Source organism: Mesorhizobium sp. WSM1386, from assembly GCF_055901595.1.
Window position 1 is genome coordinate 2,917,937 of sequence record NZ_CM148373.1, and the last position, 25,416, is coordinate 2,943,352.

Here is a 25,416-nt window from a genome sequence, read left to right on the forward strand (position 1 = left end):
CGAAAGACGGGACGCCAGATGGCAAATCGCTACGCACTGCGAATGGAGCTTCCCCAGAGCTGGACCATCATCGATGTCTTCACCGGCCAGCCCGCCGTGGTGCGGCAAAGAGTGATGGTGGGCATGAGCCCGCGGGATGCCGAGGACATGGTGGTGCAGATGAATGTCCGCGACGTCAAACGCCGGGAGAGGGCGGAACGAAAGAGCTGATTCCTAAATCGCGTCGCGCTGAAGCGGATTCATGCGAATTGCTTTAGGTCTTTGTTTTCATGTCGTTTCCCCAAACCCCAGGTACTTTTGGGCGACATGCATTGGCCGTCAGTGCAACTGCAATGCGGGGAGCAGAACGCAAGCCCTGATCCGGTTCACCGCATTCGGAAGCAGGTCTCAGCCGAAATCGTCCGATGTCAACACATACATGCTCTTGCGTGTGCGATCGTAGGCCTTCGACGCCACATCGCGAATGACGCTGCTTTCGGTGTCGAAGGTGGCGAGATAGCCGGCTTCGGTGGCGCTGGTTCGCGGCTGGATCTTGGTCATCGCGTCGGCGGCGACGGAAAAGGAAATCTGGAACATGCCGTCATGGCCGACGAAGCGGATCCGCTTGCCGGCTTCGTCATAGCTGCGGCTGCGGTTAGGAAAGGTCAGGCTCATGTTCTTGCCTCCTTTGTTTTGGCGCCATTCCCAAGGGAAAGCGCTTCGCACTTTTCCTGGAATTGCTTAGGCTTTCTTCACCGCCCGCTTCTTCTTCGGCGTCGGGTTCAGGGCTTCCGCGACGCGGTCGGCCTCTTCCTTGGCCAGGCGCAATTGCCTCAGCCTTGCCGTCTTGATCTCCCTGGCCCTTGCCTCGGACATGTACTCGGCGGTGGCCTTGTTGCGCTCCGCCGTCTTCTTCTGCTTGTCGACAAAGCGGGCTTCAGCTTTTTCCATGATCGTCTGATTGCCGTCGGCCATTGTGGAAATCTCCTTGTGCCCTGAAATCGTGAGAGTGAACTTGTCCGATAAATAGGCACTCGACCGGCAAAATTCAATTTTTTGAATTATTTGACTGGGTTTGGGTACCACGAAACCAGGTGCCGAAATAATACTTTTCAATATTTAATTTTGGTCGCGAATAATTTTGGCACTCCTATCTATCGAGTGCCAAAGCGCCTATAGGATGGGTGCGGCCGCCTAAGCCGGCCCCAGAAAGAAGTTCTCATGAAGTTTCGGCCACTCCACGATCGCGTCGTCATCCGGCGCGCCGAAGGCGATATCAAATCCAAGGGCGGCATCATCATCCCCGACACTGCCAAGGAAAAGCCGCAGGAAGGCGAAGTCATCGCTGTCGGCCCCGGCGCACGCGACGAAAACGGCGCGCTTGTGCCGCTCGACGTCAAGGCCGGCGACCTCATCCTGTTCGGCAAATGGTCGGGCACCGAGGTCAAGATCGACGGCGAGGACCTTCTGATCATGAAGGAAGCCGACATCATGGGCGTCATCGACAAGAGCGAGACTGGCGTCATCGACAAGAGCGAGACGGCCGTCACCGACAAACCTGCGGCCAAGAAGGCCGCCTGACCCGGCAGACACCGAGCTTCGGCGGCTCGGTGGCGAACGGGTCCACTCACACGAACGGGATTGAAAAAATGTCTGCCAAGGAAATCAAATTCGCCACCGACGCGCGCGACCGCATGCTGCGCGGCGTCGAGCTTCTCAACAACGCCGTCAAGGTTACCCTCGGTCCCAAGGGCCGCAATGTCGTCATCGACAAGGCCTATGGCGCGCCGCGCATCACCAAGGACGGCGTCACCGTTGCCAAGGAAATCGAGCTTGCCGACAAGTTCGAGAACATGGGCGCGCAGATGGTGCGCGAAGTGGCCTCGAAGACCAATGACCTCGCCGGCGACGGCACCACCACGGCAACCGTGCTGGCCGCCTCGATCCTGCGCGAAGGCGCCAAGCTGGTCGCCGCCGGCATGAACCCGATGGACTTGAAGCGCGGCATCGACCAGGCCGTCGCCGCCGTCGTCGTGGAAATCAAGGCCAAGGCCAAGAAGGTCAAGTCGTCGGCCGAGATAGCCCAGGTCGGCACCATCGCCGCCAATGGCGATGCCAGCGTCGGCGCCATGATCGCCAAGGCGATGGACAAGGTCGGCAATGACGGCGTCATCACCGTCGAGGAAGCCAAGACCGCCGAAACCGAGCTCGACGTCGTCGAGGGCATGCAGTTCGATCGCGGCTATCTCTCACCCTATTTCGTCACCAATGCCGACAAGATGCGTGTCGAGCTAGAAGAGCCCTATGTGCTCATCCACGAGAAGAAGCTCGGCAATCTGCAGGCGATGCTGCCGATCCTCGAAGCCGTGGTGCAGAGCGGCAGGCCGTTGCTTATCATCGCCGAGGACGTCGAAGGCGAGGCGCTTGCCACGTTGGTCGTCAACAAGCTGCGCGGCGGCCTCAAGGTAGCGGCCGTCAAGGCGCCGGGCTTCGGCGACCGCCGCAAGGCGATGCTGGAAGACATAGCGGTGTTGACGGCAGGCCAGATGATCTCCGAGGATCTCGGCATCAAGCTCGAAAACGTCACCATCGAGATGCTCGGCCGCGCCAAGCGCGTGCTGATCGAGAAGGACACCACCACGATCGTCGACGGCGCCGGCACCAAGGCGACCATCCAGGCGCGCGTTGCCCAGATCAAGGGCCAGATCGACGAGACGACGTCCGACTACGACAAGGAAAAGCTGCAGGAACGGCTGGCCAAGCTATCAGGCGGCGTTGCCGTCATCCGCGTCGGCGGCGTCACCGAGTCGGAAGTGAAGGAAAAGAAGGATCGCATCGACGACGCGCTGAACGCAACGCGCGCGGCGGTCGAGGAAGGCATCGTGCCCGGCGGCGGCGTGGCCCTGCTGCGCGCCAAATCTGCGCTATCAGGCCTGAACGGCGCCAATGCCGATGTCACCGCCGGCATCTCGATCGTTCTGCGGGCGCTCGAAGCGCCGATCCGCCAGATCGCCGAGAATTCCGGCGTCGAAGGCTCGATCGTGGTCGGCAAGCTCGCCGACAGCAAGGACCACAATCAGGGCTTCGACGCCCAGAACGAGACCTATGTGGACATGATCAAGGCCGGCATCGTCGACCCGGCGAAGGTCGTACGCACCGCACTGCAGGACGCCGGGTCGATCGCGGCCCTGCTGATCACCGCCGAAGCGATGATCACCGACGTTCCGCCGAAGGATGCGGCACCGGCGGGCGGCGGCTACTAGGATTCAGACGGCCTGCGACGCCAACGATTGGCGAAAGCGGCGACAACATCGTCCCTCTCCCCGTGAACGGGGGAGAAGGACGCTCGTATTGAAGCTGCTACTTCCCACTCAACCGCAGCACCAGCGCCTTCATGCAGCCCGGCGGCAAGATCGAGCCACACGTCCGCGATAATTGCGGCGGCGGTCCTGATCTTGCGGCTTTCGCGGGGGATGGAATTCACGCTAATATGGCCCGGTGGTCGTTTGGTGCAGCTTGCCGGAAACGGCACCGCGATTCTCAGCTCGGAGACAAGCCATGTTTGCGGCCAAGGCCATCGACACCTCGGACAAGGCCGCGTTCTACCGCGACCTTGCCACGCAACTGAAGGCGCTGCTCGACGGCGAGGGCGACTCGATCGCCAATGCCGCCAACACCTCGGCGCTGGTCTTCCAGATGGTGCCCGACCTCAATTGGGCCGGCTTCTATTTCCTGGCATCGGACGAGGAGATGGTGCTCGGCCCGTTCCAGGGCAAGCCGGCCTGCGTGCGCATCGCCGTCGGCAAGGGCGTGTGCGGAACCGCGGTCGAACTCGGCACGTCGATGCTGATCAAGGACGTCCACGACTTCCCCGGCCACATCGCCTGCGACGCCGATTCGCGCTCGGAACTGGTCGTGCTCCTGGAAGACGACAACGGCGTCTTCGGTGTGCTCGATCTCGACAGCCCGCTGCCCGGCCGCTTCGACAAGGCCGACCAGGCTGGCATCGAGGCGCTGGCCGCTGTCTATGTCGCGGCAAGTTCGTTCGAGGACTGAGCGCGCGCCATCGAGCGATAAGCGTTGGCGCCGTAGAACGCTTGCCTTGCAAGCCTATGGCCCTGCCTTCAGCGCTCTGCTGAACGCCGTAGTCGCCATGTCGATCAATTGCGCATGGATCTCGCCGCGCGATCGTCCGCCAGCATCATCGCACACGGGGTCGCCGATCTCTTCGGACACGATGATTGCCAACGCACCGGGCTTGCACGCGCCGAACATGCTGTAGTGGCTGGCATCCTCGATCGCCGCGTAGCTCGCCTTAACGATCGCCTTTGCGATCCCCGAGGCGTCGCTGGTCGTGGGGATCTTTCCCGGCTGGCCAAGATTGACGATATCGACCGGGATCCTGATGCCGGCGAAGCTTCCGGTGTCGAAGACATCGACTGGCGCGGGATCGATGGCCATGGCAAAGCGGATGCGGCGGTCGCTGTTGTCGCGGCCGGAGGGCCGCAGGTCCATGGCGTGGAGATCGACGCCGCTTTGCCTGACCCATTGGCAAAGCGAGGCATTGAGCCGGTCCGTATCACAATAGGCTGCCAGCAGCTTCGGGTCGACGCGGGCACCGGCCATGGCGAGGGCGGTGTTGCCGCCCATGGAAAGGCCGAGCACGCCGACTTGGCCCTGCTCCAGGTGATCCCTGAACAAGGCGTCCCCTTCCATCGCGTCCAGGGTTGCCGTGAGATCGGCGGGCCGCAGCCACAGTTTCATCGTCTCCGCAGCGGACCTTTTTGGCCCCGTGTTTCCCGGATGCGTGGGAGCGGCGACGATGAATCCCAGCCTGGCCAGAGGTGTCGCGATCCAGCTCAAGGCTTGCGGATTTCCCGCCAGCCCGGCGCCGTGCGAAAGCAGGATGAGTGGAAATTTTCCGCCTGAGACCGGCGCATCGCGCAGGGCGGAGGTGCCGATGAAAAGCTCATTGTCGCCGAGGCTGACCGCGTCGCCGCCCGGTTGCGCCGGGTACCAGACCGTGACGTCGAGATCAGTGCCGCGTTCCCTGGATGAAGCGGGGACGTGACGAACGCCGACGCTGTCGCCGGCGCTGGCCGCGTGCTGCATCGGCATCGTTGAGACAAGGACGGCACAAAGCATCGTCGATAATTTCATTGGAAGCTCCGTTGGCGAACGCGTGCGCCTTGCTGGTTTGACACCGCGATATCTGCGGATCGGCTCGGAGCCCGCGACCTCGATCGCGATCGAGGACGTGCCTTGTCGTGATCGAGTACCACATCGTGATCGAGTACGGCTTGGCGCCGGGCAGTGCCTCGAGTGTTCAGCCACCCACGGGGCTTGCAAGCGAGGGCGCATTGCGTTCCCGCCAGGCGAGCGGCGTCATCTCGGTGACGCGGCGGAATTCGCGGTTGAAGTTCGACTTGGTCTGGAAGCCCACCGCGAACATGATCTCGGTCACCGGCTGATCGGTCCCGGTCAGCAGCCGACAGGCCTCGTCGATGCGATGTTCGTTGACATATTGCGAGACGTTCCTGGCCTTGGCCCGGTTGATCGCCGCCGAAATCTGCCGTGCCGGAATTCCGGCGCGTCGCGCAAGGCGGTTGAGATTGAGGTCGGCGTCCCGGTAGAGCTTCTTCTCCCGCAGCACTTCGTCCACCCTGCGAAGCGTGTCGGCGTCTTCGCCGGCATTGGCAGGGGGCGAGGTCTCGGCGAGCTCGGCGGCATTAGGCGGAACATGGCTCTGGCTCGCCGCGGCCGTCGCGACGCCGACGATGACGAGGATGAAAAGATTGGCGATGCCGATCACGGCCGCCGCACGGGCGCCATGCCCGGATGCCACGTCGAAGGACACCGCCATGTCGACCAGTCCCGACAGGCATAGCGTAAACGCCGCGGCAATGATGCCCCGGTAGGCCGGAACCGCGCCGTCGAAAGGCGCCAGGCGAAGCCCGTCGGCGCCGGACCGCAGCAGCCAGAGGATGGCGGTGGCGTAGATGAAATCGATCGAAATCAGCGCCGCGTCGACCGCGTCGCGCCAGAAAAGCACCAACACAAGGACGATGGCGGCGGGGACTGCGTGGAGCGCCAGCAGGGCCGGCCATGGGCGGTCGCTGGTGCGGGCGAGCCTGGCAACGCCGGCGTAGAGCAGCGCTGGCATGATCGCGGCGGAGAGGGGAGCGATATAGCCTATTTCGCGGATGCCGTAGCCCCAGCGCAGGCCGGTGAACACCGACTGCAGTGCCGCGACCAGGATCAGGGCAAGAAACGGCAGGTTGGGCGCAGCCTCATCTCCACGCCTGGCGACCACGCCAAGCAGGATGAACAGCAACAGCGCGACGACGAAGGGCAGGGGAACGAACAGCATGGATCGGGTGCGGGCTCCTGCGAACAGGCGGACCGTAGACCATTTCCGGCGAAAAAACGCCTCCGATGCTTTACCCTTTGTCTCTACGCAATTCCGGACGCAAAACCGCAACGCACTTTTGCTGGACTAGCTCTAACCGATGTAGTCTGATTCCCAAACTCGCCTGTTGTCGGCGCTAATGCTCAGACAAACTTCACCAGTATCAGGCTGAAGCCGCCGATGAACAGGAAGGCCGAGAAGGCCAGTGCCAGCGGGCGCAGGCCGCGCGAGCGCAGCTGCGAAATGTCGGCCTGCAGGCCCATGGCTGCCAGCCCCATGGTCAGCATGATGGTGGTGGCGAGCGCCATCGCCGCCTTCACTTCGGCGGGGATCGCGACAAGGCTGTTCAGCGCCACGACGGCGACGAAGGCGGCGACGAACCACGGCATGGGCGGCCGCGTCCCGGATTGGTCGCTTGATTGGTCGCGGCTGCCGCGCCGCGCCATCAGGCCGAGCGCGATGACCATCGGCGCCAGCATGGCAACGCGGGTCAGCTTGGCGACGGTGGCGATCTCGCCGGACTGGGTGCCGTTCTGGAAGCCGGCGCCGATGACCTGCGCGACCTCATGGATCGAGGCCCCTGCCCACAGGCCGAAAGCGTGCTGGTCGAGGCCGAGCACGGGGGCCAGCAGCGGAAAGCCGAGCATGGACACGGTGCCGAACAGCGTGATCGAGGCGACGGCGTAGGTGACGTCCTCGTCACGCGCATCGGTGACGATGTTGGTGGCGACGATGGCCGAGGCACCGCAGATCGAGGTGCCGGCGGCGATCAGCTGCGCCAGCTTGGCGTCGACGCCGATCAGGCGGCCGAGCGTGATGGTGAAGACGAAGGTGGCGCCTAGGGTCAGCGCGACGATGCCGACGCCGCCAGCGCCGATCGAGACGACCTGGCCGAGCGTCAGCTGGAAGCCGAGCAGCACGATGGCGAAGCGCAACAGGCGTTTTTGCGAGAAGGCGATGCCGGCCTTGGCATGGGCGGGCGTGCCGAGCACATTGGAATAGACCATGCCGGCGACGACGGCGAGAATCATCGGGCTGAACAGGGCGAAGCCGGAGACATTGCGGGCCGAAAAGGCGACGGCGGTGATCATCGCCACCAGGACGATGCCGGGGATGATGCCGTTCCACGCCGAATCGAGGCGCTTCCGACTTGCCGCCAGATCGGCGGAAATCGTGCTTTTCGGAATATCGTTCGTAGCGCGGGCGGTGGAAGACAATGCAATTCTCCAGGCGAGTGCCTCAGGAGAATGCCATTCCTAAAACGATCTTTCCAACGAATTATTTTCGTTAGAATGATCGATTCTGACGAACGATTGCCGCGCCGAAATCGTTCCGTTCAAGGAGCGAAGACGCCTACAACTGCGCTTCGATGGCCGCTTTGTCGATGACCGACCAGACATGCCTGATCTTGCCATCGAGAAACTCGTAGAAGACGTTCTCGCTGAAAGAGACTTTCCGGCCATTGACGGGGAGGCCGAGAAAACTTCCCTTCGGCGTGCAGTTGAATTGCAGCCGGCTGGCTATGAAAGGCGTATCGGAGATCAGCAGTTGGATGTCGAAATAAAGGTCCGGAATTTCCCGGAAATCACGTTCCAGCATGTCACGGTATCCTGTCAGCCCGACCCGGTCGCCATTGTAGTGCACCTCGCCGTGCACGAAGCGTTCGAGGTCCTGCCAGTCCTGGGCATTGAGGCAGGCGATGTAGCCACGATAGGTGTCGGCAAGGTCGATATCTGTCACGGGCGGTCGCTCCCTTTCGTCGTGGAGAGGATAGGGATCAGATAGGACAGCCCCGGGAGCGGTCCAGCTTTAGTGCAATTCCCAAGGGAAACCGTTTCACACTGTTCCTGGAATTGCCCTGGCGTCATACCGGAGCCAGCGTTAAGTCACCACGGGGGATAAGGGCCCCGCAGGCCGATGAGAGCGCCTTGATGTTTCCCGACAAGTTGGCCCTGGCTTGACAGCGCCGCGCCACTTGCGCCAGCTTGGCGCCATGCTCATTTCCGCCCCCGCCAGCATCCAGCGACACCGCCCAGCGCGAAGCGGCAAGCTGATTGCGCGACGACAAGACCCGGCAGGATAGATCCGGTTCGTTCGTTTCCAGCCCCGCCCGCAACACCCACCGGCGGGGTTTTCCATGTCTGGAGCCCTGTCATGACCATCAATTCCTCCATCCGGTTCCGGCCGGCCGAACCCGCCGACGCCGCTGCGATCCGGGATATCGTTCGATCAGCCTATGGCAAATGGGTGCCGGTGATCGGCCGCGAACCGCTGCCGATGCGCGCCGACTATGAGAAGGCCGTTGCCGAGCATCCGTTCGACTTGGCCATCGAGGAGGGCCGCATTGTCGGGATGATCGAAACCATGCTTGCCGGCGACCATTTGTGGATCGAGAATGTCTGCGTCGCGTCGGAGGCGCAGGGCAGGGGGATCGGGCGGCTGCTGCTGGAGCGGGCCGAGTGGAAGGCGATCGAAGCAGGCCGTCCGGAGCTGCGCCTGCTGACCAACGGCGCTTTCGAGGTCAATGTGTCGCTGTATAAATGGCACGGCTATACGATCGACAGGGAGGAGCCGTTCATGGGCGGCATGACGGTCTATATGAGCAAGAAATTGACGCGATAGCGGGCAAGCGGAGGAATGGTACGAAGATGGCTGCCAGGATCAAATTGAAGCAACTTCCAGAGATTTACGCGATTTCACGGCTCGGGGCGAGCGACAGCATTCCCGGCTGGGCGGACGGGCCAGGCTTCGTTAGCATCACCAGGACCGATGACGAGCTTTCGATCACTTGCCTGGAGGATCGCGTTCCAGGCACCGTCAAGCACGACGGCGACTGGGTCGCCTTCAAATTGCAGGGGCCGTTTGCTTTCGACGAAACCGGCATCGTGCTGTCGGTCATCCGGCCGCTGTCGGAAAACGGGCTGGGCATCTTCTTGGTGTCCACCTTCGACGGCGATCATCTGCTGGTGAAAATGGCGGACCAGGATGCGGCGAGACAGCGTCTGGTTGAGGCAGGACACACGCTGCTGTAGTTCATCCATGTCATCGAAAACGGCTGGGTTCGCTGGGCCAACGCGTCTGGCTCAACCACTTCGGGGGTTGCGTTTGACAGCGGCGTTTGCGCATCGTTATCTCTAGCCATATATCACGGCCGAAACGGCCACGCGACGCGCCCCCAGGAGAAACCATGTCACACAATCTGCAGTTCTATATCGATGGCGCGTGGGTCGATCCTGTTGTGGCCAACACACTCGATGTCATCGATCCGTCGACCGAGGATGCCTTCGCGCAGATATCGCTCGGCACCAAGGCCGATGTCGACAAGGCGGTGGCCGCGGCCAAGCGCGCCTTCAACACATTCGGCTTCACCTCGGTGGAAGAGCGCCTCGATATCCTGAATCGCGTCATTGCGGTCTATAAGAAGCGCAGTTCCGACCTGGCGCTCGCCGTGTCGCGCGAGATGGGCGCGCCGCGCCAGTTCGCGCTCGACAGCCAGGTGGGCGTCGGCCTCGCGCATCTGACGAAGATGGCGGAAGTGCTGAAATCGTTCGAGTTTCGCCACGTCAAGGGTTCCTCGCTGATCGTCAAGGAGCCGATCGGCGTCGTCGGCCTGATCACGCCGTGGAACTGGCCGCTGAACCAGATCACCTGCAAGGTGGGCCCGGCGCTCGCCGCCGGCTGCACCATGGTGCTGAAGCCATCGGAGATCGCGCCGCTCGACGCCATCGTCTTCGCCGAAATCCTCGACGAGGCCGGCGTGCCGAAGGGCGTGTTCAACCTCGTCAACGGCGACGGCCCCGGCGTCGGCCAGGCGCTGTCCAGCCATCCTGACATCGACATGATGTCGTTCACCGGGTCGACCCGGGCCGGCATCCTGGTCGCCAAGGCCGCCGCCGAGACGGTCAAGCGCGTGCATCAGGAGCTTGGCGGCAAGTCGGCCAACATCCTGTTCCCGGACATCGACCTCGCCACCGCCGTCAGCAAGGGCGTCGCCGGCTGCTTCGGCAACAGCGGCCAGTCGTGCAACGCGCCGACGCGCATGTTCGTGCCGCGCGACCGTCATGACGAGGCGGCTTCCTACGCCAAGGCTGCGGCGGAAAAGTTCGTGGTCGGCCCCGCCGACGGCGCCAACACCAAGCTTGGCCCTGTCGTCAGCCAGGTTCAGTTCGACAAGATCCAGGACCTGATCCAGGCCGGCATCGACGAGGGTGCGACGCTGGTCGCCGGCGGTCCCGGCCGCCCCGCCGAACTCAACCGCGGCTACTTTGTCAGGCCGACCGTGTTCGCCGACGTCACCCACGACATGCGCATCGCGCGCGAGGAAATCTTCGGGCCAGTGCTGGCGATCATGCCCTACGACACGGTCGAGCAGGCGGTCGAGCAGGCCAACGACACGGTCTACGGCCTCGCCTCCTACATCCAGGCCAAGGACATCCAGAAGGCCCGCGACGTGGCGGCGCGCATGCGCTCCGGCAACGTCTACATCAACTACCCGACCTGGGACGCCGGCCTGCCCTTCGGCGGCTATAAGCAGTCGGGCAACGGCCGCGAATACGCCGAATACGGGCTCGAGGATTTTCTGGAGATCAAGGGTATCGCTGGGTATGAGGCAGCGGAGTAGGTACGACGCGGTTTCGTTCGAAACGGCACTCAGCCTGCTTGAGCCGGACCATCGGGAGGTCGGCGCCGCCCCTCATCGCCCTGCCGGGCACTTCTCCCCGTATAGTGACGGGGAGAAGGGGCTGGCCGCAACGCAAGCACCCTCTTTGCAACGTTGGTGATTGGCGAAATCGGTGACGACAGCACCCCTCTCCCCGTCACTATACGGGGAGAGGATGCCGGTGTCCGAACCGGATAGATAGGTAACAGAATGGACCTGATGGATGGGTGACAGTTTTCTCCTTCGCTGGGAGGACCGGCGATGGTTTGGCGAGAGACTGGCATCATGGACGAGCGACTTCGGTTTGTTGTGGACTGCCTGGCAGGTGAGGAGACGATGAGCGAGATTTGTGCGGCCTACGGCATCTCTCGCAAGATCGGCTACAAGTGGCTTGGTCGCTATCGTGCGTTGGGCCCGGAAGGTTTGCGCGATCTGCCACGGGCGCCGCTCAATCACGGCCGGGCGACGGCTCTGGATCTGGTGGAACGGATCGTGGCGGCAAAGGAGACGCATCCACTGTGGGGGCCCAAGAAGATCGTGGCGCGGCTCAAGCGCACGGCCCCCGAGCTGCGCTGGCCGTCAGCTTCGACGGCGGGTGCCATCCTTGCACGACATGGGCTTGTGGGCGCGCGCAAGCGGCCACGGCTGCGGGCCTGCGGCAACGGCCCCTGGCCGCCGGCCGAGGAACCGAACGCAGTGTGGACTGGCGACCACAAAGGCTGGTTCCCGACCGGCGACAAGCGGCGTTGCGAGCCCTTGACGGTGATGGATGCGTCAAGCCGCTATCTTCTGGCGCTGGAAGCAACGGGCTCGACGGCCGATGCCGAGGCCTGGCCGGTGTTCGAGCGGTTGTTCGAGGAGCATGGGCTGCCGGATCGCTTCAGAAGCGACAATGGCCCGCCGTTCGCGTCGGCCGGCGTCGCCGGGCTGACGCCACTTGCCGCGCGCTTCGTCAAACTTGGCATCGTGCTGGAGCGGATCGCACCCGGCAAGCCGCAGCAGAACGGCCGCCATGAGCGCTTTCATCTGACCATGCTGCCGCTGGCCAAGCACCCGCAAGCCGACAGAACAGCTCAGGGTCGAGCCTTCGAGGCCTTTCGGCGCAGCTACAATGAGGAGCGACCGCATGAGGCGCTGGCCATGGACACTCCAGCCCAGCATTACCGCCGCTCACAGCGCCTCATGCCAAGAACGCCACCCGAGCCCGATTATCCGGCCGAGGCCGCGGTCCGCCACGTGCGCCACAATGGCGAGATCCGATGGAATGGCGGCTTCATCTATGTCTCGCAAACACTGGCCGGTGAAGCGGTCGCGGCCACCGAAACCGAGGATGGCCAATGGGCGCTTTCCTTCTATGCCCATCCCCTGGGCATCATCGACACGAGGCGCATGAAGCTCGTCCGCCGCAGCGCCGCGCCAACCAAACCGCTTGGCGCTGCGGCGGACGAATAGAGGGGAGAAGTGTTACCTATGTATCCGGTTCAAAGTGTTACCTATCTATCGGCTGGACACCGGCAGGCAGGTGAGGGGCGGCGCCAACCTCGGCGATTGGCAGTCTCCCTTACAAAGTTCGGAACCTTCGTCGATCTGAAAGCCGTTGCCCCTACGACCTCATCCTTGCCAATTGGCAAATACATGCTATATCTCTGCCAATAGCAAGGGTGAGCAAAATGCAACTTCAGTCCATTGTCGCCACGCCGGCCACGGTCGGCAGCGCCATTTCGGAGGAAGAGGCCGGTGCGCTGGCGCGCACCACGGTCAATCTGTTCAAGGCGTGGAACCTCACGGACCTCGAGGCCTGTATCCTGCTTGGCGGCATGTCGGCGCGGACCTGGGCACGCTGGAAGGAAGGCGGCATCGGCCGGATCGACCGCGACCTGCGCACCCGCATGGCGCATCTGATGGGCATCCACAAGGGCCTGCGCTATCTCTTTACCGAGCCGGCGCGCGGCTATGCCTGGATCCGCAAGCCCAACGCGACCTTCGGCGGCCAGTCGGCGCTCGACCTGATGCTGCGTGGCGAAATTTCCGATCTTGCCGCCATGCGTGAATGGCTCGATGCGGAGCGTGGTGCATGGTGAGTGGGCTCGCGGTCCGGCGCCGCGTCCACTGGCATCAGACCTTCCGCATCATCCGCTCCATCCATCCGCCGATCGACCTGTTCGAGGACATTGCCGATCCGCGCGACTGGGAGGCGCTGGCCTCGGTCGAGGAGAAGACCAACCCGCGAATCCGGCTCGAGATCGGCGAGATCGGCAAGGTGCCGGCCGCAAGGCGGGTTTCCGGTCCCGGCGCAAGTTTCGTCATGGCGCCCTTTGTGCATTGTTCGACGCTGCGGCCCGGCCGTTTTTCCGATGGCAGCTACGGCATCTATTATGCCGGCGACAGCGAGGACGTGGCGCTGGCCGAGACTATCCACCACCACCAGAATTTTATGCGCGCCACCAGTGAGGATCCGGGCTGGACGGCTGATTTCCGCGTGCTGATCGGCAGCGTCGATCGCGACCTCGACGACGTCAATGCGGTGCCCGGCGTGCTCGACCCCGACGACTACACCGCCTCGCAGGCGGAGGGGCGGGCGCTGCGGGCCCAAGGCAGCGACGGGCTGGTGTGGAACAGCGTGCGCATGACTGAGGGCCAATGCATCGGCATCTTCTGGCCCGATGTTATCCCCGTCCCGGTGCAGGGCCGGCATTACAGCTACCATTGGGACGGCAAGCGCGTGGATTTCGTGCGCCAGCACGATACGGGCAAGGTGCTGTCGGTCACATGATGGGAGCGCCTCCCTCAACGGGCGACGGAAGCACCCGGCGGCGCTACTGAGGTTTCCGGCCGTGACCTGAGAGCAACGTTCTCCGATCGCCCGCAAAATTGGCATGGATTACCTGCCATATCGCCTCTACCCGATCTATATATCGGTTGAGATCGATGCGAGGTGAAGATGGACTACGACATCATATTGAAGGCGTTGGCGCATCCGTTTCGACGGGATGTCCTGGCGTGGCTGAAGGAGCCTGAACAGCACTTCGCAGCGCAGGCACATCCGCTCGAGATGGGTGTCTGCGCCAGCCAGTTCGACCATCGCGGCCTGGCTCAGTCCAGCGTTTCGGCACATCTGGCAACGCTGGCGTCCGCCGACCTCGTGACGACGCGGCGTGTCGGCCAATGGGTGTTCTACAAGCGCAACGAAGAAACCATCGCCGCCTTCCAGGCTGCCTTGTCCGATCTCTGACGATCCTCCCCATTCCCCCAAAAAGCATGAAAGGCATTTCTCATGGCTACCCTCTTTGATCCCTTGCGGGCCGGTGACCTGACGCTGGCGAACCGCATCGTCATGGCGCCGCTGACGCGCAATCGCTCACCCAATGCAGTGCCCGGCGACTTATCGGTCACCTACTACGGCCAGCGCGCCACGGCGGGGCTGATCGTGACGGAGGCAACCGCCATCAGCCATCAGGGCCAGGGCTATGCCAACGTGCCCGGCCTCTACGGGGGGGATCAGCTTGCCGGCTGGAAACGTGTCACGGACGCGGTTCATAAAGGTGGCGGCAAGATCGTGGTCCAGCTCTGGCATGTCGGACGCATCTCGCACAATTCGTTGCAGCCTGGCGGCGGCAAGCCGGTGGCGCCATCGGCGATCAGAGCAAAATCCAAGACGTTCCTGGTCACGCCGGATGGCAGCGGCGAGTTCGTCGACACCTCCGAGCCGCGCGCGCTCGACGTGGCCGAAATTCCCGGCATCGTCGATGATTTTCGCCGCGCCGCAAAGGCGGCGATCGAGGTAGCGGGCTTCGACGGCGTCGAGATCCATGGTGCCAATGGATATCTCGTCGACCAGTTCCTGCGCTCGGGCACCAACCATCGCACCGACGATTATGGCGGCTCCATCGAAAACCGGGCGCGCCTCCTGTTTGAGGTGGTCGACGCGGTCACGGGCACTGTCGGCGCCGGCAGGACCGGGATCAGGCTGTCGCCGGTAACGCCGGCCAACGACGCCTCGGATACCGATCCGCAGCCGCTGTTCAACCATGTTGCGGCGAGCCTGGGCAGCCGGGGCCTCGCCTATGTCCACATCGTCGAAGGCGCGACCGGCGGCGCACGCGACTTCAGCCAGGGCGACAGGCCGTTCGATTACGAAGACCTCAAGGCCTCCTACCGCAAGGACGGCGGCACCGGTGCCTGGCTGGTGAACAATGGCTATGACAAGGAATTGGCCGAAAAGGCTGTCGGGGACGGCTACGCCGACCTTGTCGCGTTCGGCAAGCTGTTCATCGCCAATCCCGACCTCGTCAGCCGGCTGAAGCGGAATGCCGAACTGAACGCGCCGGACAAAGCGACGTTCTATGGTGGCGACGCTAGGGGCTATACGGATTACCCGACGGCGGCCTGAGCTGGACGGTTTGCCCTTTCGCCCGCGGCGGAAGGGCAGCTGGTCGCCTGACACGACGAGCCGGACCGAACTTCGGTCCGAACGGCGATTGCATCGCAAGCCCAATGGTCCTCAGTGCCTGAGAATCTTGCTCAGGAAGGCGCGGCTGCGGTCGGTCTTGGGGTGCGAGAAGAATTCGTCGGGCGTGCCGCTTTCGACGATGGCGCCGGCATCCATGAACACCACGCGCTGGGCGACCTTGCGGGCAAAGCCCATCTCGTGCGTCACCACCATCATGGTCATGCCTTCCTCGGCGACCGCCACCATGACGTCGAGCACTTCCGAAATCATCTCGGGGTCGAGTGCCGAGGTCGGCTCGTCGAACAGCATGATCTTGGGCCGCATGCCGAGGCAGCGCGCGATCGCCACGCGCTGCTGCTGGCCGCCGGAGAGCTGCGCCGGATAGGCGTTGACCTTATCGGCGAGCCCCACCTTGGCCAGCAATTCGCGCCCGGCATGCTCGGCCTCGGCGCGCGGGATCTTGCGGACATGGATGGGCGCCAGCGTGACATTCTCGAGCGCGGTCTTGTGCGGGTAGAGGTTGAACGACTGGAAGACGAAGCCGATCTCGGTGCGCAGCTGCGTCATGTTGGTGGCGCGGTCGCCAAGGCGCTGGCCGTCGACGACGAGCTCGCCGTCCTTGATCGTCTCCAGCCCGTTGATGCAACGGATCAGCGTGCTCTTGCCGGAGCCGCTCGGGCCACAGACGACGACGACTTCGCGCGGCTCGACGCTCAGCGTGATATCCCGGAGCACGTTGAGCGAGCCGAACCATTTGTTGACGCCGCGAAAGTCGATCATGCCTGTTTTGGTGAGACCCGCATTGGTCATGTCTGTTTTGGCCCTTTGGGGTTCGATGTCACAGCTGCACCTCGCCATGGGCCGCGCCCATGCGGCGTTCGAGCCGGCGCGCCAGCATGATCAGCGGATAGCAGACGATGAAATAGCCGACGCCGACAAGGAAGAAGACCAGCAGGCCGTTGGGTACGCGCTGCACCACCAGCCAGCCGACGCGGGTGAGGTCGGTCAGGCCGATGGCCGAGACGACCGAAGAATCCTTGATCAGCAGCACATATTGCCCGACCAGCGGCGGCAGCACGATGCGCATCGCCTGCGGCAGCACCACTTGGCGCATGCGCTGCCAGCGCGACAGGCCGGATGCAAGGGCTGCCTCGACCTGGCCTGTCGGCACGGAACGGATGCCGGCGACGACGATCTCGCAGATGAAGCAGGCGGCCAGATTGGTGAGCGCAATGATGCCGGCGGTGAAGGCGTCGAGCTCGACGCCGAATTCCGGCAGGATGAAGAAGATCAGGAAGATCTGCACCAGGAACGGCGTGCCGCGGATCAGGTCGACCCAGGCGCCGATGACGCCGGCGATCAGCCGGTTTCCGCCGGTGCGCAAGATGCCGAGGCCGAAGCCAAGCACGGTGCCGAGCACCAGGCTGATCAGCGACAGCACGACGGTCATGCCGAGGCCGCGCAAGGCGAGGGGATACGAGCCAGCGAGGCTGAGGAACTGTTGCCAGATCATGCCCGCGCCCCTGCTGTGCCGAGCCAGCGGCTGGACAGAACGGCCAGTCCTTTCAAGCAGTAGTAGAGCAGCAGGTAGAAGGCGGCGATGGTGAGGAAACCCTCGGCCGGCATGAAGCGGTCGGAAGCGAGCAACTGGCCGGCGCGCGTCAGCTCGGCGACCGAGATCAGCGACAGCAGAGCGGAATCCTTGACCAGCACGATCGCCTGCCCGAGCAGCGGCGGGATCGTCACCTTGAAAGCTTGCGGCAGCACGACCAGGCGCATGCGCTGGACGTAGGTCATGCCCGAGGCGACGCTGGCTTCGACCTGGCCGCGCGGAATCGACAGGATGCCGGCGCGAATGATTTCAGCGACATAGGCGCCGCTGTTCAGTGACAGCGCGAGGATGCCGACGACCAGCTCGGGCAGCACGAAGCCGAGCCGGGGCAGGCCGAAATAGAGGAAATAGAGCTGTGCCAGCAACGGCGTGGCACGCACGGCGTCGATATAGGCCTTGGCCGGAACCCGAAACAGCCAGCCGCGCTGCAGGCCCATGGCGCACAGCACGATGCCGACGATCAGCGCGCCGACGAAGGACAGCGCCGACAGCCAGACGGTCGTGACCAGACCCTGCCCGAACAGGGGCAGATATTCGACGATGGTGCGGAAACTGAAATTTTCGAGCATGGGCGTGAACAGTGAGTAGGGAGTAGTGAGTAGGCAGTAGCGAGTAGTGAAGCGTGTTCGGAATGGGCGATACTCCATTCACCGGTCACTATTCCCTACTCACTACTCCCCTACTCCCTATTTTCTCAGTGATCCTTCTTCCAGGCGTCGGAATTGACCCAGTAGTCGAGGTTCTTCTGCAGGCGGCCGTCGATGGTGACCTGGTTGAGGAAAAGGTTCATCCAGATCAAAAGGTCCGGCTCGTCGTAGCGAGTGGCGAAGGCAAGCGGCTCCTTCGACAGCAGGTCCGGCATGATGGTGAAGGTGCCGGCCGGGTAGGCGGTCGACTGGCCCTTGACCGCCGAGACGTCGTTGACGCCGCAGTCGGCCTGGCCGTTGTTGACGGCGTCGAGCAGCAGCGGACCGCCGCCCTTGTAGCTCTTGATGTCGGCATCGGGGAAGGCGGCCTTGGCTTCCTTCTCGCCGGTCGCGCCGAGCAGCACGGCGATCTTGGTGCCCTTGGCCTTGCAGTCCTCGGTGGTCTTGAATTTGCTGTCGGCCTTGGTGAAGACGGTGCTGCCTGTGTACATATAAGGCGTGGTGAAGGCGACCTTCATGCCGCGCGCCAGCGTCGGCGTCATGTCGGCGACCAAGAGATCGGCCTTGCCGGACAAGAGTGCGGGGATCAGGCCATCCCAGTCGAAGTCGAGGAAGGTGATTTTCACACCCATTTCCTTGGCCATCAGTTCGGCAAGTTCGACCGAACTGCCGGTGCGCTCGCCATTGGCGCCGACCAGCGAGAAGGGCGGTCCCTGGGTCTGCACGGCAACGCGCAGTTCGCCGCGCTTGGTAATGTCGTCGAGCGCGCCGGCACTGGCGGCCGTGGTGAGGCCGGCGAGTGCGAGTCCGGCGATGAAAAGTCTGGCAATCTTCATTTGGCATTCCTCCTTGTTTTATTGTTCCACGTTGTTGTTTCACCCTTCGGGGTGCTTTTTGAGCGGCAGCGCCGTTGCCGGCGGCGGCCACCGTTCGCAAATCTCTCTCCTCAGTCCCGGGCCACCGTCTCGGAAACCGTGATGCCACGCCGGGCCAGTTCGTCGAAGAAGCTGATGTCCGGCACGTCGAGCAGCGGGTTGAGCAGGCCTGGCTTGGCAATCTCGCCGCGCGCCAGCATTTGCGCCACGATGCTGGCGGGATAACCGACGCCGAGGCTCATGCCGAACAGGCCCGAAGCCAGGTCGCGCTCGATGATCAGATCCGAAGTGACCGTCTTGGCGCGGCCGCCCTCGAGGCCGGAAAAGACATTGCGCATCACGCACAGATCCTTTTCGCCGGGGCCATATTGCAATTGCGGGCCGAGCAGCCGGCCGAGGAATTCGCGCGGACTGGCGCCCGTGCCGGGCACCTTGTCTTCCGAGAGGAAGCCGAGTTCCTTCAGCGGTGCCCAGAAGGCCGACCATCCCGGCCAGCGCAGCGTATAGCGTCCGGAGCGGCGCAGCCCTTTTGCCGCGGGAAGCATCTCGACGTAATGCAGCGCATCGCCGTTGGGGAAGGCTTCCAGCATGCCGAGGCCCGCGACCTCGATCTCATGAATGAAAGGATTGTGGTGCTGCTGGCCGGCCGGGACCGCGACGCGTTGCCCGTCCTCGACCATCACGCTGTCGCGGTTCTGGCTGACCAGAACCATGTCGAAGTTCCAGCTCACCTTGTAGCAAAGCGGCTTGGCCATCGCCTTCGGCTCGGGGATGCCGCCGCAATAGGAATCGATCGCGGTGATCGCGTCGAACTGGCGCGCGGCGCGCGCGTAGAGCACGAGATCGATGCCGGGGTCGAGTCCGCATTCGGTCATGATAGCCACACCGGCCTGTTCGGCGGCCTGCGCCAGGTCGGCGATCGCCTTGCCGTAATTGGTGGTGACCAGCGGCGTGCGGGTTGCGATCGCGGCTTGCACCGCCTCGCGCATCAGTGGTTGCGGCAACAGATCGATGACGGCGTCGACATCGGCCAGTACAGTGGTCAGGGCCGGGCCGATCGCACCCTCGGGTACGACGAAGCGCACGCGGGAAAGATCGGTCAGGCCGTCGAGCCGGGCCGGGCCGTCCGGCGCGGTATCGACGCAAACCACTTCCTCGACGCCACTGGCGACGAGATCGGCAATGGCCGCCCGGCCTTGTAGCCCGAGGCCTCCGAGAACCGCGATCTTCATGCCGGCTCCTTGCGATCGTCCGACCAGCAGCCTTCCGGCAGGCTGACCCATTTGTTGCAGGACGCCATGACGACGAAGGTCTCGCTGCGCACGACTTCGCCCGGCTCGCCCGCGCCCGGGATCAGCTCGCTGGTGACGCGGTAGAGATCGGCGACGTCACCGGCCACCGTCACGTCGACGATGATATCGAAGCGCCCGGTGACCACCGAGGCCGAATTGACGAAGGGCAGTTCCGAAATGCGCTGCGCCAGTTCGCGGGCACGGCCGCGGCCCTGGGCATTGATACCGACAATGGCCGAGATCAACTCGGGGCGCTCGGTGAGGTTCAAGAGCCCGACGACCTTGAGCAGGTTGCGGTCGAGCAGGTTGCGCAGCCGCGAGCGCACCGTCGGCACCGAAATCGCCAACATCTCGGCGAGGCGGTTGATGCCCGGCTGCGCATCCTGCGACAGCTGCTTGACCAGCCGCCGATCCGTCAGATCGAGATGTTCCCGCAAAGCCCCCGTCTTTCATAAACAGAAAGAAAATCGGCAATTATTTTGCCTATATGCAAATAAGCTACGTCACAGACTTTTGAAAAGCAAGGTGTTGTTTTAGCGTGGACGGCAACAGCGCACCGCTTTGCGCGCGGTTGCCACCGCCGGCGTTCCGTTGCCGGGTTCAGGCCAAGGCCGCGGCAAGCAGCTTTGCCTGCGGCGTCAGCTCGTCGAAGCGGCGGGCGCAGAGGTTGAGCTGGCGTGTTGCCCAGTCGTCGGTCAGCCGTAGGCTGCGCAGCGTGCGGGCGGAGCGGCGCGCGGCACTTTCCGGAACGACGGCGATGCCGGCGCCCTGGGCGACCAGCCGGCAGACATTGTCGAGCCCGGGCACGCGGATGCGGAAGTGCAGATGGCCGCCAAGGCGGGCGGCCTGACGGGTGATGTGCTCCTGCAACGGATGGCCGGCGCTCAGGCCGACAAAGGCTTCGCCGAGCAGGTCGCCGAGGCTGGCGGTGTGGCCCTTGAGGCCGGGCCAGTCTCGCGCGGCGATCACCACGAGCCTGTCGATGAAGAACGGCTTCTGCTCCAGATGCGAAAGACCCGCCCAGGTCGCGGCGATGCCGAGATCGGCGGCACCACTTGCCACCGCCTCTGCGATCTCGTGGCTGGGGCGCTCGTCGAGGTCGATATCGATGCCGGGATGCGCGACAAGGAAGGCCGGCAGCATGTCGCGCAGCAGCTCGCTGGTGGCGGCTGTGTTGGCCATCAGCCGCACGCGGGCACGCAAGCCCGTGGCATAGGCGCCGAGGTCGCCGGCCATCGCCTCGATCTGGTTCTGCACCGCCCGCGCATGGTGCAGCAGCGCCTGTCCGGCGGCCGTCGGCACCACGCCGCGCCGCCGCCGCTCTAAAAGCGGCGCGCCGAGGCTTTCCTCCATGCCCTTGATGCGGGCGCTGGCGGAGGCGAGCGCCAGCCCCGCAAGTCCGGCACCATGGGTGATGCTGCCGCGCTCGGCGACCAGCAGGAACAGCCGGAGATCGGTAAGATCGAAGCGCATCTTTTTTCTCCTGCAGGGGTTTCAGCCTTCGGTGCAGGCGAAGGCTGACTGCGCAACTTCCACATTGTGGGCGGCCGGCATGTCAGTCAAATCTTTTGCGATGGAGATGCGCGATGAGCGAAAAGGCGACAGGCCGGCAAGGACCCGGCATACTTGAAAGCGCGGCGATCGTGCTTGCGATCGCGGTTGCCTCGCTTGCCATGGCGCGAGCGGAGCCCGGCCAGCGCGGTTGCGCGGCGATGGTTGACCCCGTCCGCCATGAAGCAACGCCTGCAGAACCCGCACCCGATGATGATGATGCGGCGGACATGCTGTTGCATGACTGATCGAACCGGCGCTCCGAAAGAACGACTCGTGCTGAGCGTCGGCGTCATCGCCTGGATCGGCGCGGTCTTCCTTGCCGCCGGCTTCGTCAAGGGTGTCGTCGGCATGGGGCTCCCGACCGTGGCGATGGGGCTGCTGGCGGTAACGATGCCGCCGGCGCAGGCGGCCGCCCTGCTGCTGATCCCGTCGCTGGTCACCAATCTTTGGCAATTGTTCACCGGCCCGGCCTTCGGCGGGCTGTGCAAGCGGCTGTGGACGATGATGGCCGGCGTCGTGCTTGGCACCGTCGCCGGGGCCGGCCTGCTCACCGGCGCGCACACAGGGATTGCCTCGGTCGGGCTCGGCGCGGCGCTGGTGCTTTATGCCATTCTCGGCCTGCTCAAGCTTGGCTTCACCACGCCGGCGTGCCACGAGGCCATGATGTCGCCGCTGGTCGGTGTGGCGACCGGGCTGGTCACCGGCGCCACCGGCGTTTTCGTCATCCCGGCCGTGCCCTATCTGCAATCGCTGCGGCTGGGCCGGGAAGACCTCATCCAGGCGCTTGGCCTGTCCTTCACCGTGTCGACGGCGGCTCTTGCCCTTGGGTTGTTCAAGGCCGGCGCGCTCGCATCGCCGACAACGCAACTGGCGGGATCGGTCCTGGCGCTGCTGCCGGCACTGGCCGGCATGTTCGCCGGCCAGGCGCTGCGCCAGGCGATGAGCGTCGAGACGTTTCGCACGGTGTTCTTCGCCGGGCTGCTGATGCTGGGAGTGTATCTCGTCGTGGAGACCGCGCTCTAGCCTGGCCTTCCCAAGACAGGAAGGCCGTCAACCGAGACTCGCGCCAAGGTCAGCGAGCGTGGCCATGAGCGTCAGCGGCTCGACTGGTGAAGGCTCGAATCCGACAGCCATATAGAAGGCTCGGGCATCGTCGGATATCGCATGCACCAGTATTCCCCTGATTCCCAGTATTTCAGCGGCCTGAAGTATCCGCAGACCGGCATCCCTTACCAGCGCACGGCCGATGCCCTGGCCGTGACGGCTCTGGTCGACCGCCAACCTACCGAGCACCACAACCGGGATCGGGTCGGGCATGTTGCGCCGGAAGCGGCCGGGAGCTTCGACCATCCGCACTCCTCCGCTGGCAATAGCGTAGTAGCCAACGACACGGTTGCCGATGCAGGTCACATAGGTCCGGGATGCACCGCCTGCCTGGTTGGCGCGCGCCCGTTTTTTCAGCCAGTCGTCGAGTGAGGGTATGCCCGATGAAAAATCATTGAGGTCGTGATGGTCGGCGAGCGGAACCGGGGCCGACAGGCTCACGCAGCGTCCCACGGAGCCTTTGTTGCCATCGTACGCCGCAACCGGTCGTTCGGATGCGGCGACATGTCGAGACGCGCCAGAAACGCAGCGTAGGCATCCGGCTCGGCAGTAAACACGAGACGGTTGAGCAGCGCGTCCTCAGCGGCGCGCTGCGACGCCTCAAGCATGAAGTCCGTGCGATTCTTGCCGAGCAGTTGCGCTGCCCGGTCAATCAGATTGCGGACTTCCGGCTTGACGCGGATGTTGAGTGGAACGCTCTTCGGCAATGAATGTTGTGAGGCTGACATCGACAGCTCCTTCCTGCACGAATCTAGCACAGCGTAACGATATTGTCATTACACTATGCTGCTGCGATGGCCGATGGAGCCCGTGATCCTTGGCAGTCCTACCGCACTACCAGGACCGGGATTTCGGTGTAGGACAGCACTTCCGCCGTCTGGCTGCCGAGAAGCAGCCGGCCAAGTCCGCGACGGCCATGCGAGGCCATCACGATCAGGTCGCAGCCCAGCGCCTGCGACAGTTCCAAGATCGCTTCGGCGGGCCTTTTATCCTCGACATGGACGACCTCGGCGGAGACGCCGGCCGCATCGGCCGATGCCTTGCATTTGTCGAGAACCTGCTTGCCATATTTGCGCGATTCTTCCTGGTAGACAGCCATTTCATCCCCCGCTGCATAGCCGGCCATGGCGCCGCCCCAGGCCAGCATAGGGAATTGTTCCGAGACGGTGACGAAGGTGACGCTGGCGCCGATGCCCTTGGCGAGCGTGAGGCCATGGGCGACACCCTTGTCGGCCAGTTCCGATCCGTCGGTGGCGATGAGCAGATGTTTGTACATGATGATCTGACCTGTTGTGCAAGGGCCATTGCCCTTGGAATGGCGGGAGCTTTGGAAGCTCAACTTGATATAGTTGCGCCACCGCGCAACTCACAGGGCCAGTGTCACGTGGATCAAGGACAGCTGAGATTGGACCAATCGTCGATCCCGGCGCCGTCTCCCGTTGCCCTTCCAGGCATTTCCCCGCACCCACGCTTTCGGCGTCCCCCGGATTCCCCTTTGCCACAGCGTCCTCTAAGATGCCGTCGACATTGAGGGGCATCCCATGAGCAGTGCGTTTCCGCAGATCCATCTGGTCCGGCATGGCGAGACGGCGTGGAGCCTTTCGGGGCAGCACACCGGCCGCACCGACATGCCGCTGACGCCGGCCGGCGAGGCCGCCGCGCGGGGCGTGGCGGAGCGGCTGAAGGGCCTGTCGTTCTCGGCGGTGTGGTCGAGCCCGTCGCAGCGCGCCTACAACACCAGCGTGCTTGCCGGCTTTGGCGCAGAGAGCCTCAAGATGGACGATCTGCAGGAGTGGGACTATGGCGCCTATGAGGGGCGCACCACCAGGGAGATCCTTGCCGAGCGGCCCGGCTGGACCGTCTTCCGCGACGGCTGCCCGCAGGGCGAGACGGCCGCCGATGTCGGCGCTCGCGCCGACAGGATCATCAGGCAGCTTCGCGAATCTGGCGGCTCGATCCTGATTTTTTCCAGCGCGCATTTCCTGCGCGTGCTCGCCGCCCGCTGGCTCGGCCTGCCGCCGGAGGGTGGCGCGCTGCTCGTGCTCGACACGGCCAGCATCAGCGTGCTCGGCTACGAGCATGATCTCAGCGAGCCGGTTATTCGGAAGTGGAATCAGAGGTAGAGCGGAGAACGGTCCCGGCTCGGCGCGGACGCGCCGTCGCTTCGTCATCCACGGGCGGAGCAAGGAGCGTAGCGACGCGGCGCAGACCCGAGGATCCATGCCGCGACTTCAAAGCGTTGCTACGATGAAGAACTCTGCTCCGTTGCAATCCACGGCTAAGGTCGCGGCATGGATCCTCGGAACTCCGCGACGCCGCTTTCGCGGCTGCTCCGCCCGTGGATGACGAACGCGCGGAGGCTTCGGCGATTCCCAAACTCTAGCCTATCCCTAACGCTTCTACCTATCGAACTTGCGGATCGCCTCAGCGGTCACCGGCGTGAAGAAGTTCACCAGATTACCGTCGGGATCGCGAAACAGCAGCGAGCGGTTGCCCCAGGGCATGGTGGTCGGCTCCTGCACCATCGAGCGCTTGATGGTGTCCGACAGCCTGGCGAATTCGGCATCGACGTCGCCAACCCGAAATTCGATGATGGCGGTGTGGTTGTCGGCGGGACGGGCGATGTCGCCGCCGAACAGCATCAAGGTGCGCGTGCTGCCGATCGCCAGCGTGCAGGCCGGCGTCGCCAATTCGGCGAAGTCTTCCGTGTACACCGTCACCGGCATGCCGGTGATCTCACCATAGAAGCGCACGAGGCGCTGGACATCGGACGTGATGATGCGGACAGAGACGAAATTCATGGCTTGGCTCCTTGATCGCTGAAGCCGCGACCG

At 63.9% G+C, this 25,416-nt stretch carries 32 protein-coding genes; 15 read left to right on the forward strand and 17 right to left on the reverse strand.

Annotated features, from left to right (window positions below; translation table 11 throughout):
- Positions 1–18 precede the first annotated feature (18 nt).
- Positions 19–210: a hypothetical protein gene (locus AC0NIH_RS14235; RefSeq protein WP_023778944.1), complete on the forward strand. Its 192-nt coding sequence runs from the start codon at positions 19–21 to the stop codon at positions 208–210.
- Between the two features lie 177 nt (positions 211–387).
- On the opposite strand, the gene AC0NIH_RS14240 is transcribed toward AC0NIH_RS14235, so the two are convergent.
- Complete coding sequence (locus AC0NIH_RS14240) at positions 388–654, reverse strand: DUF1488 family protein (protein ID WP_023766175.1); 267 nt, start codon at positions 652–654, stop codon at positions 388–390.
- A 66-nt stretch (positions 655–720) separates the two neighbouring features.
- Positions 721–954: a hypothetical protein gene (locus AC0NIH_RS14245; protein ID WP_013894241.1), complete on the reverse strand. Its 234-nt coding sequence runs from the start codon at positions 952–954 to the stop codon at positions 721–723.
- A gap of 246 nt (positions 955–1,200) precedes the next feature.
- Here AC0NIH_RS14245 and AC0NIH_RS14250 point away from each other — a divergent pair, with 246 nt between their 5' ends.
- From AC0NIH_RS14250 to AC0NIH_RS14260, 3 genes are all read left to right on the forward strand, one after another.
- Positions 1,201–1,560: a co-chaperone GroES gene (locus tag AC0NIH_RS14250; protein WP_023766174.1), complete on the forward strand. Its 360-nt coding sequence runs from the start codon at positions 1,201–1,203 to the stop codon at positions 1,558–1,560.
- Between the two features lie 68 nt (positions 1,561–1,628).
- Positions 1,629–3,242, forward strand: coding sequence for a chaperonin GroEL (gene groL / locus AC0NIH_RS14255; RefSeq protein ID WP_473467433.1), 1,614 nt, complete (start codon positions 1,629–1,631; stop codon positions 3,240–3,242).
- Between the two features lie 295 nt (positions 3,243–3,537).
- Positions 3,538–4,035: a GAF domain-containing protein gene (locus tag AC0NIH_RS14260; RefSeq protein ID WP_473467434.1), complete on the forward strand. Its 498-nt coding sequence runs from the start codon at positions 3,538–3,540 to the stop codon at positions 4,033–4,035.
- 54 nt (positions 4,036–4,089) lie between these two features.
- Here the strand turns inward: AC0NIH_RS14260 and AC0NIH_RS14265 are convergent, their stop codons facing one another.
- The 4 genes from AC0NIH_RS14265 to AC0NIH_RS14280 form a co-directional block, all read right to left on the reverse strand.
- On the reverse strand, positions 4,090–5,139 hold the full coding sequence (locus AC0NIH_RS14265; RefSeq protein ID WP_352710694.1) for an alpha/beta hydrolase family protein: 1,050 nt from the start codon (positions 5,137–5,139) through the stop codon (positions 4,090–4,092).
- A 166-nt stretch (positions 5,140–5,305) separates the two neighbouring features.
- Positions 5,306–6,349, reverse strand: a complete 1,044-nt coding sequence (locus AC0NIH_RS14270; protein WP_224690535.1) for a helix-turn-helix domain-containing protein — start codon at positions 6,347–6,349, stop codon at positions 5,306–5,308.
- A 182-nt stretch (positions 6,350–6,531) separates the two neighbouring features.
- Complete coding sequence (locus AC0NIH_RS14275) at positions 6,532–7,611, reverse strand: YeiH family protein (protein WP_474025264.1); 1,080 nt, start codon at positions 7,609–7,611, stop codon at positions 6,532–6,534.
- A gap of 130 nt (positions 7,612–7,741) precedes the next feature.
- Positions 7,742–8,128 carry an ester cyclase gene (locus tag AC0NIH_RS14280; RefSeq protein ID WP_023778938.1) on the reverse strand — a complete coding sequence of 129 codons (387 nt, stop codon included), beginning with the start codon at positions 8,126–8,128 and terminating at the stop codon, positions 7,742–7,744.
- Positions 8,129–8,542: 414 nt separating this feature from the next.
- Between AC0NIH_RS14280 and AC0NIH_RS14285 the strand changes: the two genes are divergently transcribed.
- The 8 genes from AC0NIH_RS14285 to AC0NIH_RS14320 all read left to right on the forward strand — a co-directional run bounded on the left by AC0NIH_RS14285 (position 8,543) and on the right by AC0NIH_RS14320 (position 15,438).
- The gene (locus AC0NIH_RS14285; protein ID WP_473467437.1) at positions 8,543–9,010 is read left to right on the forward strand and encodes a GNAT family N-acetyltransferase; all 468 of its coding nucleotides are present in this window, start codon (positions 8,543–8,545) and stop codon (positions 9,008–9,010) included.
- Positions 9,011–9,036: 26 nt separating this feature from the next.
- Entirely contained in the window at positions 9,037–9,420 is a 384-nt protein-coding gene (locus AC0NIH_RS14290; protein WP_473467439.1) for an ACT domain-containing protein, read from the forward strand.
- Positions 9,421–9,575: 155 nt separating this feature from the next.
- Positions 9,576–11,009, forward strand: coding sequence for an aldehyde dehydrogenase family protein (locus AC0NIH_RS14295; RefSeq protein WP_473467441.1), 1,434 nt, complete (start codon positions 9,576–9,578; stop codon positions 11,007–11,009).
- A 300-nt stretch (positions 11,010–11,309) separates the two neighbouring features.
- A complete protein-coding gene (locus AC0NIH_RS14300; RefSeq protein WP_023767545.1) occupies positions 11,310–12,500 on the forward strand; it encodes an integrase core domain-containing protein in 1,191 nt (396 codons plus the stop codon).
- Between the two features lie 218 nt (positions 12,501–12,718).
- The gene (locus AC0NIH_RS14305) at positions 12,719–13,129 is read left to right on the forward strand and encodes an MbcA/ParS/Xre antitoxin family protein (RefSeq protein WP_013894255.1); all 411 of its coding nucleotides are present in this window, start codon (positions 12,719–12,721) and stop codon (positions 13,127–13,129) included.
- Positions 13,123–13,821, forward strand: a complete 699-nt coding sequence (locus AC0NIH_RS14310) for an RES family NAD+ phosphorylase (RefSeq protein WP_023780898.1) — start codon at positions 13,123–13,125, stop codon at positions 13,819–13,821. The genes AC0NIH_RS14305 and AC0NIH_RS14310 overlap by 7 nt, the downstream gene beginning before the upstream one ends.
- Positions 13,822–13,989: 168 nt before the next feature.
- Positions 13,990–14,280: an ArsR/SmtB family transcription factor gene (locus AC0NIH_RS14315; protein WP_031250769.1), complete on the forward strand. Its 291-nt coding sequence runs from the start codon at positions 13,990–13,992 to the stop codon at positions 14,278–14,280.
- Between the two features lie 42 nt (positions 14,281–14,322).
- Positions 14,323–15,438: an alkene reductase gene (locus AC0NIH_RS14320; protein WP_473467675.1), complete on the forward strand. Its 1,116-nt coding sequence runs from the start codon at positions 14,323–14,325 to the stop codon at positions 15,436–15,438.
- 111 nt (positions 15,439–15,549) lie between these two features.
- On the opposite strand, the gene AC0NIH_RS14325 is transcribed toward AC0NIH_RS14320, so the two are convergent.
- The 7 genes from AC0NIH_RS14325 to AC0NIH_RS14355 form a co-directional block, all read right to left on the reverse strand.
- On the reverse strand, positions 15,550–16,308 hold the full coding sequence (locus AC0NIH_RS14325) for an amino acid ABC transporter ATP-binding protein (protein WP_473467676.1): 759 nt from the start codon (positions 16,306–16,308) through the stop codon (positions 15,550–15,552).
- 28 nt (positions 16,309–16,336) lie between these two features.
- Positions 16,337–17,011 (reverse strand): amino acid ABC transporter permease, encoded by a 675-nt coding sequence (locus AC0NIH_RS14330; protein WP_224731800.1) that lies wholly within the window; start codon positions 17,009–17,011, stop codon positions 16,337–16,339.
- Positions 17,008–17,679, reverse strand: coding sequence for an amino acid ABC transporter permease (locus AC0NIH_RS14335; RefSeq protein ID WP_023780894.1), 672 nt, complete (start codon positions 17,677–17,679; stop codon positions 17,008–17,010). Before AC0NIH_RS14335 ends, AC0NIH_RS14330 begins: the two co-directional genes overlap by 4 nt.
- 125 nt (positions 17,680–17,804) lie before the next feature.
- Complete coding sequence (locus AC0NIH_RS14340; protein WP_473467679.1) at positions 17,805–18,593, reverse strand: ABC transporter substrate-binding protein; 789 nt, start codon at positions 18,591–18,593, stop codon at positions 17,805–17,807.
- A 110-nt stretch (positions 18,594–18,703) separates the two neighbouring features.
- Positions 18,704–19,864: a saccharopine dehydrogenase family protein gene (locus AC0NIH_RS14345; RefSeq protein WP_473467682.1), complete on the reverse strand. Its 1,161-nt coding sequence runs from the start codon at positions 19,862–19,864 to the stop codon at positions 18,704–18,706.
- The gene (locus tag AC0NIH_RS14350) at positions 19,861–20,361 is read right to left on the reverse strand and encodes an Lrp/AsnC family transcriptional regulator (protein ID WP_013894264.1); all 501 of its coding nucleotides are present in this window, start codon (positions 20,359–20,361) and stop codon (positions 19,861–19,863) included. Before AC0NIH_RS14350 ends, AC0NIH_RS14345 begins: the two co-directional genes overlap by 4 nt.
- Positions 20,362–20,524: 163 nt before the next feature.
- Positions 20,525–21,397, reverse strand: coding sequence for a LysR substrate-binding domain-containing protein (locus AC0NIH_RS14355; RefSeq protein ID WP_473467684.1), 873 nt, complete (start codon positions 21,395–21,397; stop codon positions 20,525–20,527).
- 113 nt (positions 21,398–21,510) lie between these two features.
- On the opposite strand from AC0NIH_RS14355, the gene AC0NIH_RS14360 reads away from it, so the two are divergent.
- Both AC0NIH_RS14360 and AC0NIH_RS14365 read left to right on the forward strand, forming a co-directional pair.
- A complete protein-coding gene (locus tag AC0NIH_RS14360) occupies positions 21,511–21,723 on the forward strand; it encodes a hypothetical protein (RefSeq protein WP_473467685.1) in 213 nt (70 codons plus the stop codon).
- 28 nt (positions 21,724–21,751) lie between these two features.
- Positions 21,752–22,501, forward strand: coding sequence for a sulfite exporter TauE/SafE family protein (locus AC0NIH_RS14365; protein ID WP_473467789.1), 750 nt, complete (start codon positions 21,752–21,754; stop codon positions 22,499–22,501).
- 27 nt (positions 22,502–22,528) lie between these two features.
- On the opposite strand, the gene AC0NIH_RS14370 is transcribed toward AC0NIH_RS14365, so the two are convergent.
- From AC0NIH_RS14370 to AC0NIH_RS14380, 3 genes are all read right to left on the reverse strand, one after another.
- Positions 22,529–23,023 (reverse strand): GNAT family N-acetyltransferase, encoded by a 495-nt coding sequence (locus AC0NIH_RS14370; protein ID WP_473467687.1) that lies wholly within the window; start codon positions 23,021–23,023, stop codon positions 22,529–22,531.
- Entirely contained in the window at positions 23,020–23,310 is a 291-nt protein-coding gene (locus tag AC0NIH_RS14375; protein ID WP_224690367.1) for a type II toxin-antitoxin system TacA family antitoxin, read from the reverse strand. Before AC0NIH_RS14375 ends, AC0NIH_RS14370 begins: the two co-directional genes overlap by 4 nt.
- A 98-nt stretch (positions 23,311–23,408) precedes the next feature.
- Positions 23,409–23,858, reverse strand: a complete 450-nt coding sequence (locus tag AC0NIH_RS14380) for a universal stress protein (RefSeq protein ID WP_023780885.1) — start codon at positions 23,856–23,858, stop codon at positions 23,409–23,411.
- Between the two features lie 265 nt (positions 23,859–24,123).
- Here AC0NIH_RS14380 and AC0NIH_RS14385 point away from each other — a divergent pair, with 265 nt between their 5' ends.
- Positions 24,124–24,705: a histidine phosphatase family protein gene (locus AC0NIH_RS14385; RefSeq protein ID WP_473467689.1), complete on the forward strand. Its 582-nt coding sequence runs from the start codon at positions 24,124–24,126 to the stop codon at positions 24,703–24,705.
- 276 nt (positions 24,706–24,981) lie between these two features.
- Here AC0NIH_RS14385 and AC0NIH_RS14390 read toward each other — a convergent pair whose 3' ends face one another.
- The gene (locus tag AC0NIH_RS14390) at positions 24,982–25,383 is read right to left on the reverse strand and encodes a VOC family protein (RefSeq protein ID WP_473467690.1); all 402 of its coding nucleotides are present in this window, start codon (positions 25,381–25,383) and stop codon (positions 24,982–24,984) included.
- Positions 25,384–25,416: the final 33 nt, after the last annotated feature.

Coding starts and splice junctions, on each gene's coding strand:
- AC0NIH_RS14320 (WP_473467675.1), top strand. CDS start 14,323: ATGGCTACCCTCTTTGATCCCTTGCGGGCCGGTGACCTGACGCTGGCG.
- AC0NIH_RS14330 (WP_224731800.1), bottom strand. CDS start 17,011: ATGATCTGGCAACAGTTCCTCAGCCTCGCTGGCTCGTATCCCCTCGCC.
- AC0NIH_RS14355 (WP_473467684.1), bottom strand. CDS start 21,397: ATGCGCTTCGATCTTACCGATCTCCGGCTGTTCCTGCTGGTCGCCGAG.
- AC0NIH_RS14260 (WP_473467434.1), top strand. CDS start 3,538: ATGTTTGCGGCCAAGGCCATCGACACCTCGGACAAGGCCGCGTTCTAC.
- AC0NIH_RS14335 (WP_023780894.1), bottom strand. CDS start 17,679: ATGCTCGAAAATTTCAGTTTCCGCACCATCGTCGAATATCTGCCCCTG.
- AC0NIH_RS14270 (WP_224690535.1), bottom strand. CDS start 6,349: ATGCTGTTCGTTCCCCTGCCCTTCGTCGTCGCGCTGTTGCTGTTCATC.
- AC0NIH_RS14265 (WP_352710694.1), bottom strand. CDS start 5,139: ATGAAATTATCGACGATGCTTTGTGCCGTCCTTGTCTCAACGATGCCG.
- AC0NIH_RS14250 (WP_023766174.1), top strand. CDS start 1,201: ATGAAGTTTCGGCCACTCCACGATCGCGTCGTCATCCGGCGCGCCGAA.
- AC0NIH_RS14345 (WP_473467682.1), bottom strand. CDS start 19,864: ATGAAGATCGCGGTTCTCGGAGGCCTCGGGCTACAAGGCCGGGCGGCC.
- AC0NIH_RS14325 (WP_473467676.1), bottom strand. CDS start 16,308: ATGACCAATGCGGGTCTCACCAAAACAGGCATGATCGACTTTCGCGGC.
- AC0NIH_RS14360 (WP_473467685.1), top strand. CDS start 21,511: ATGAGCGAAAAGGCGACAGGCCGGCAAGGACCCGGCATACTTGAAAGC.
- AC0NIH_RS14375 (WP_224690367.1), bottom strand. CDS start 23,310: ATGTCAGCCTCACAACATTCATTGCCGAAGAGCGTTCCACTCAACATC.
- AC0NIH_RS14285 (WP_473467437.1), top strand. CDS start 8,543: ATGACCATCAATTCCTCCATCCGGTTCCGGCCGGCCGAACCCGCCGAC.
- AC0NIH_RS14310 (WP_023780898.1), top strand. CDS start 13,123: ATGGTGAGTGGGCTCGCGGTCCGGCGCCGCGTCCACTGGCATCAGACC.
- AC0NIH_RS14390 (WP_473467690.1), bottom strand. CDS start 25,383: ATGAATTTCGTCTCTGTCCGCATCATCACGTCCGATGTCCAGCGCCTC.
- AC0NIH_RS14290 (WP_473467439.1), top strand. CDS start 9,037: ATGGCTGCCAGGATCAAATTGAAGCAACTTCCAGAGATTTACGCGATT.
- AC0NIH_RS14240 (WP_023766175.1), bottom strand. CDS start 654: ATGAGCCTGACCTTTCCTAACCGCAGCCGCAGCTATGACGAAGCCGGC.
- AC0NIH_RS14385 (WP_473467689.1), top strand. CDS start 24,124: ATGAGCAGTGCGTTTCCGCAGATCCATCTGGTCCGGCATGGCGAGACG.
- AC0NIH_RS14235 (WP_023778944.1), top strand. CDS start 19: ATGGCAAATCGCTACGCACTGCGAATGGAGCTTCCCCAGAGCTGGACC.
- groL (WP_473467433.1), top strand. CDS start 1,629: ATGTCTGCCAAGGAAATCAAATTCGCCACCGACGCGCGCGACCGCATG.
- AC0NIH_RS14380 (WP_023780885.1), bottom strand. CDS start 23,858: ATGTACAAACATCTGCTCATCGCCACCGACGGATCGGAACTGGCCGAC.
- AC0NIH_RS14300 (WP_023767545.1), top strand. CDS start 11,310: ATGGTTTGGCGAGAGACTGGCATCATGGACGAGCGACTTCGGTTTGTT.
- AC0NIH_RS14315 (WP_031250769.1), top strand. CDS start 13,990: ATGGACTACGACATCATATTGAAGGCGTTGGCGCATCCGTTTCGACGG.
- AC0NIH_RS14295 (WP_473467441.1), top strand. CDS start 9,576: ATGTCACACAATCTGCAGTTCTATATCGATGGCGCGTGGGTCGATCCT.
- AC0NIH_RS14245 (WP_013894241.1), bottom strand. CDS start 954: ATGGCCGACGGCAATCAGACGATCATGGAAAAAGCTGAAGCCCGCTTT.
- AC0NIH_RS14305 (WP_013894255.1), top strand. CDS start 12,719: ATGCAACTTCAGTCCATTGTCGCCACGCCGGCCACGGTCGGCAGCGCC.
- AC0NIH_RS14340 (WP_473467679.1), bottom strand. CDS start 18,593: ATGAAGATTGCCAGACTTTTCATCGCCGGACTCGCACTCGCCGGCCTC.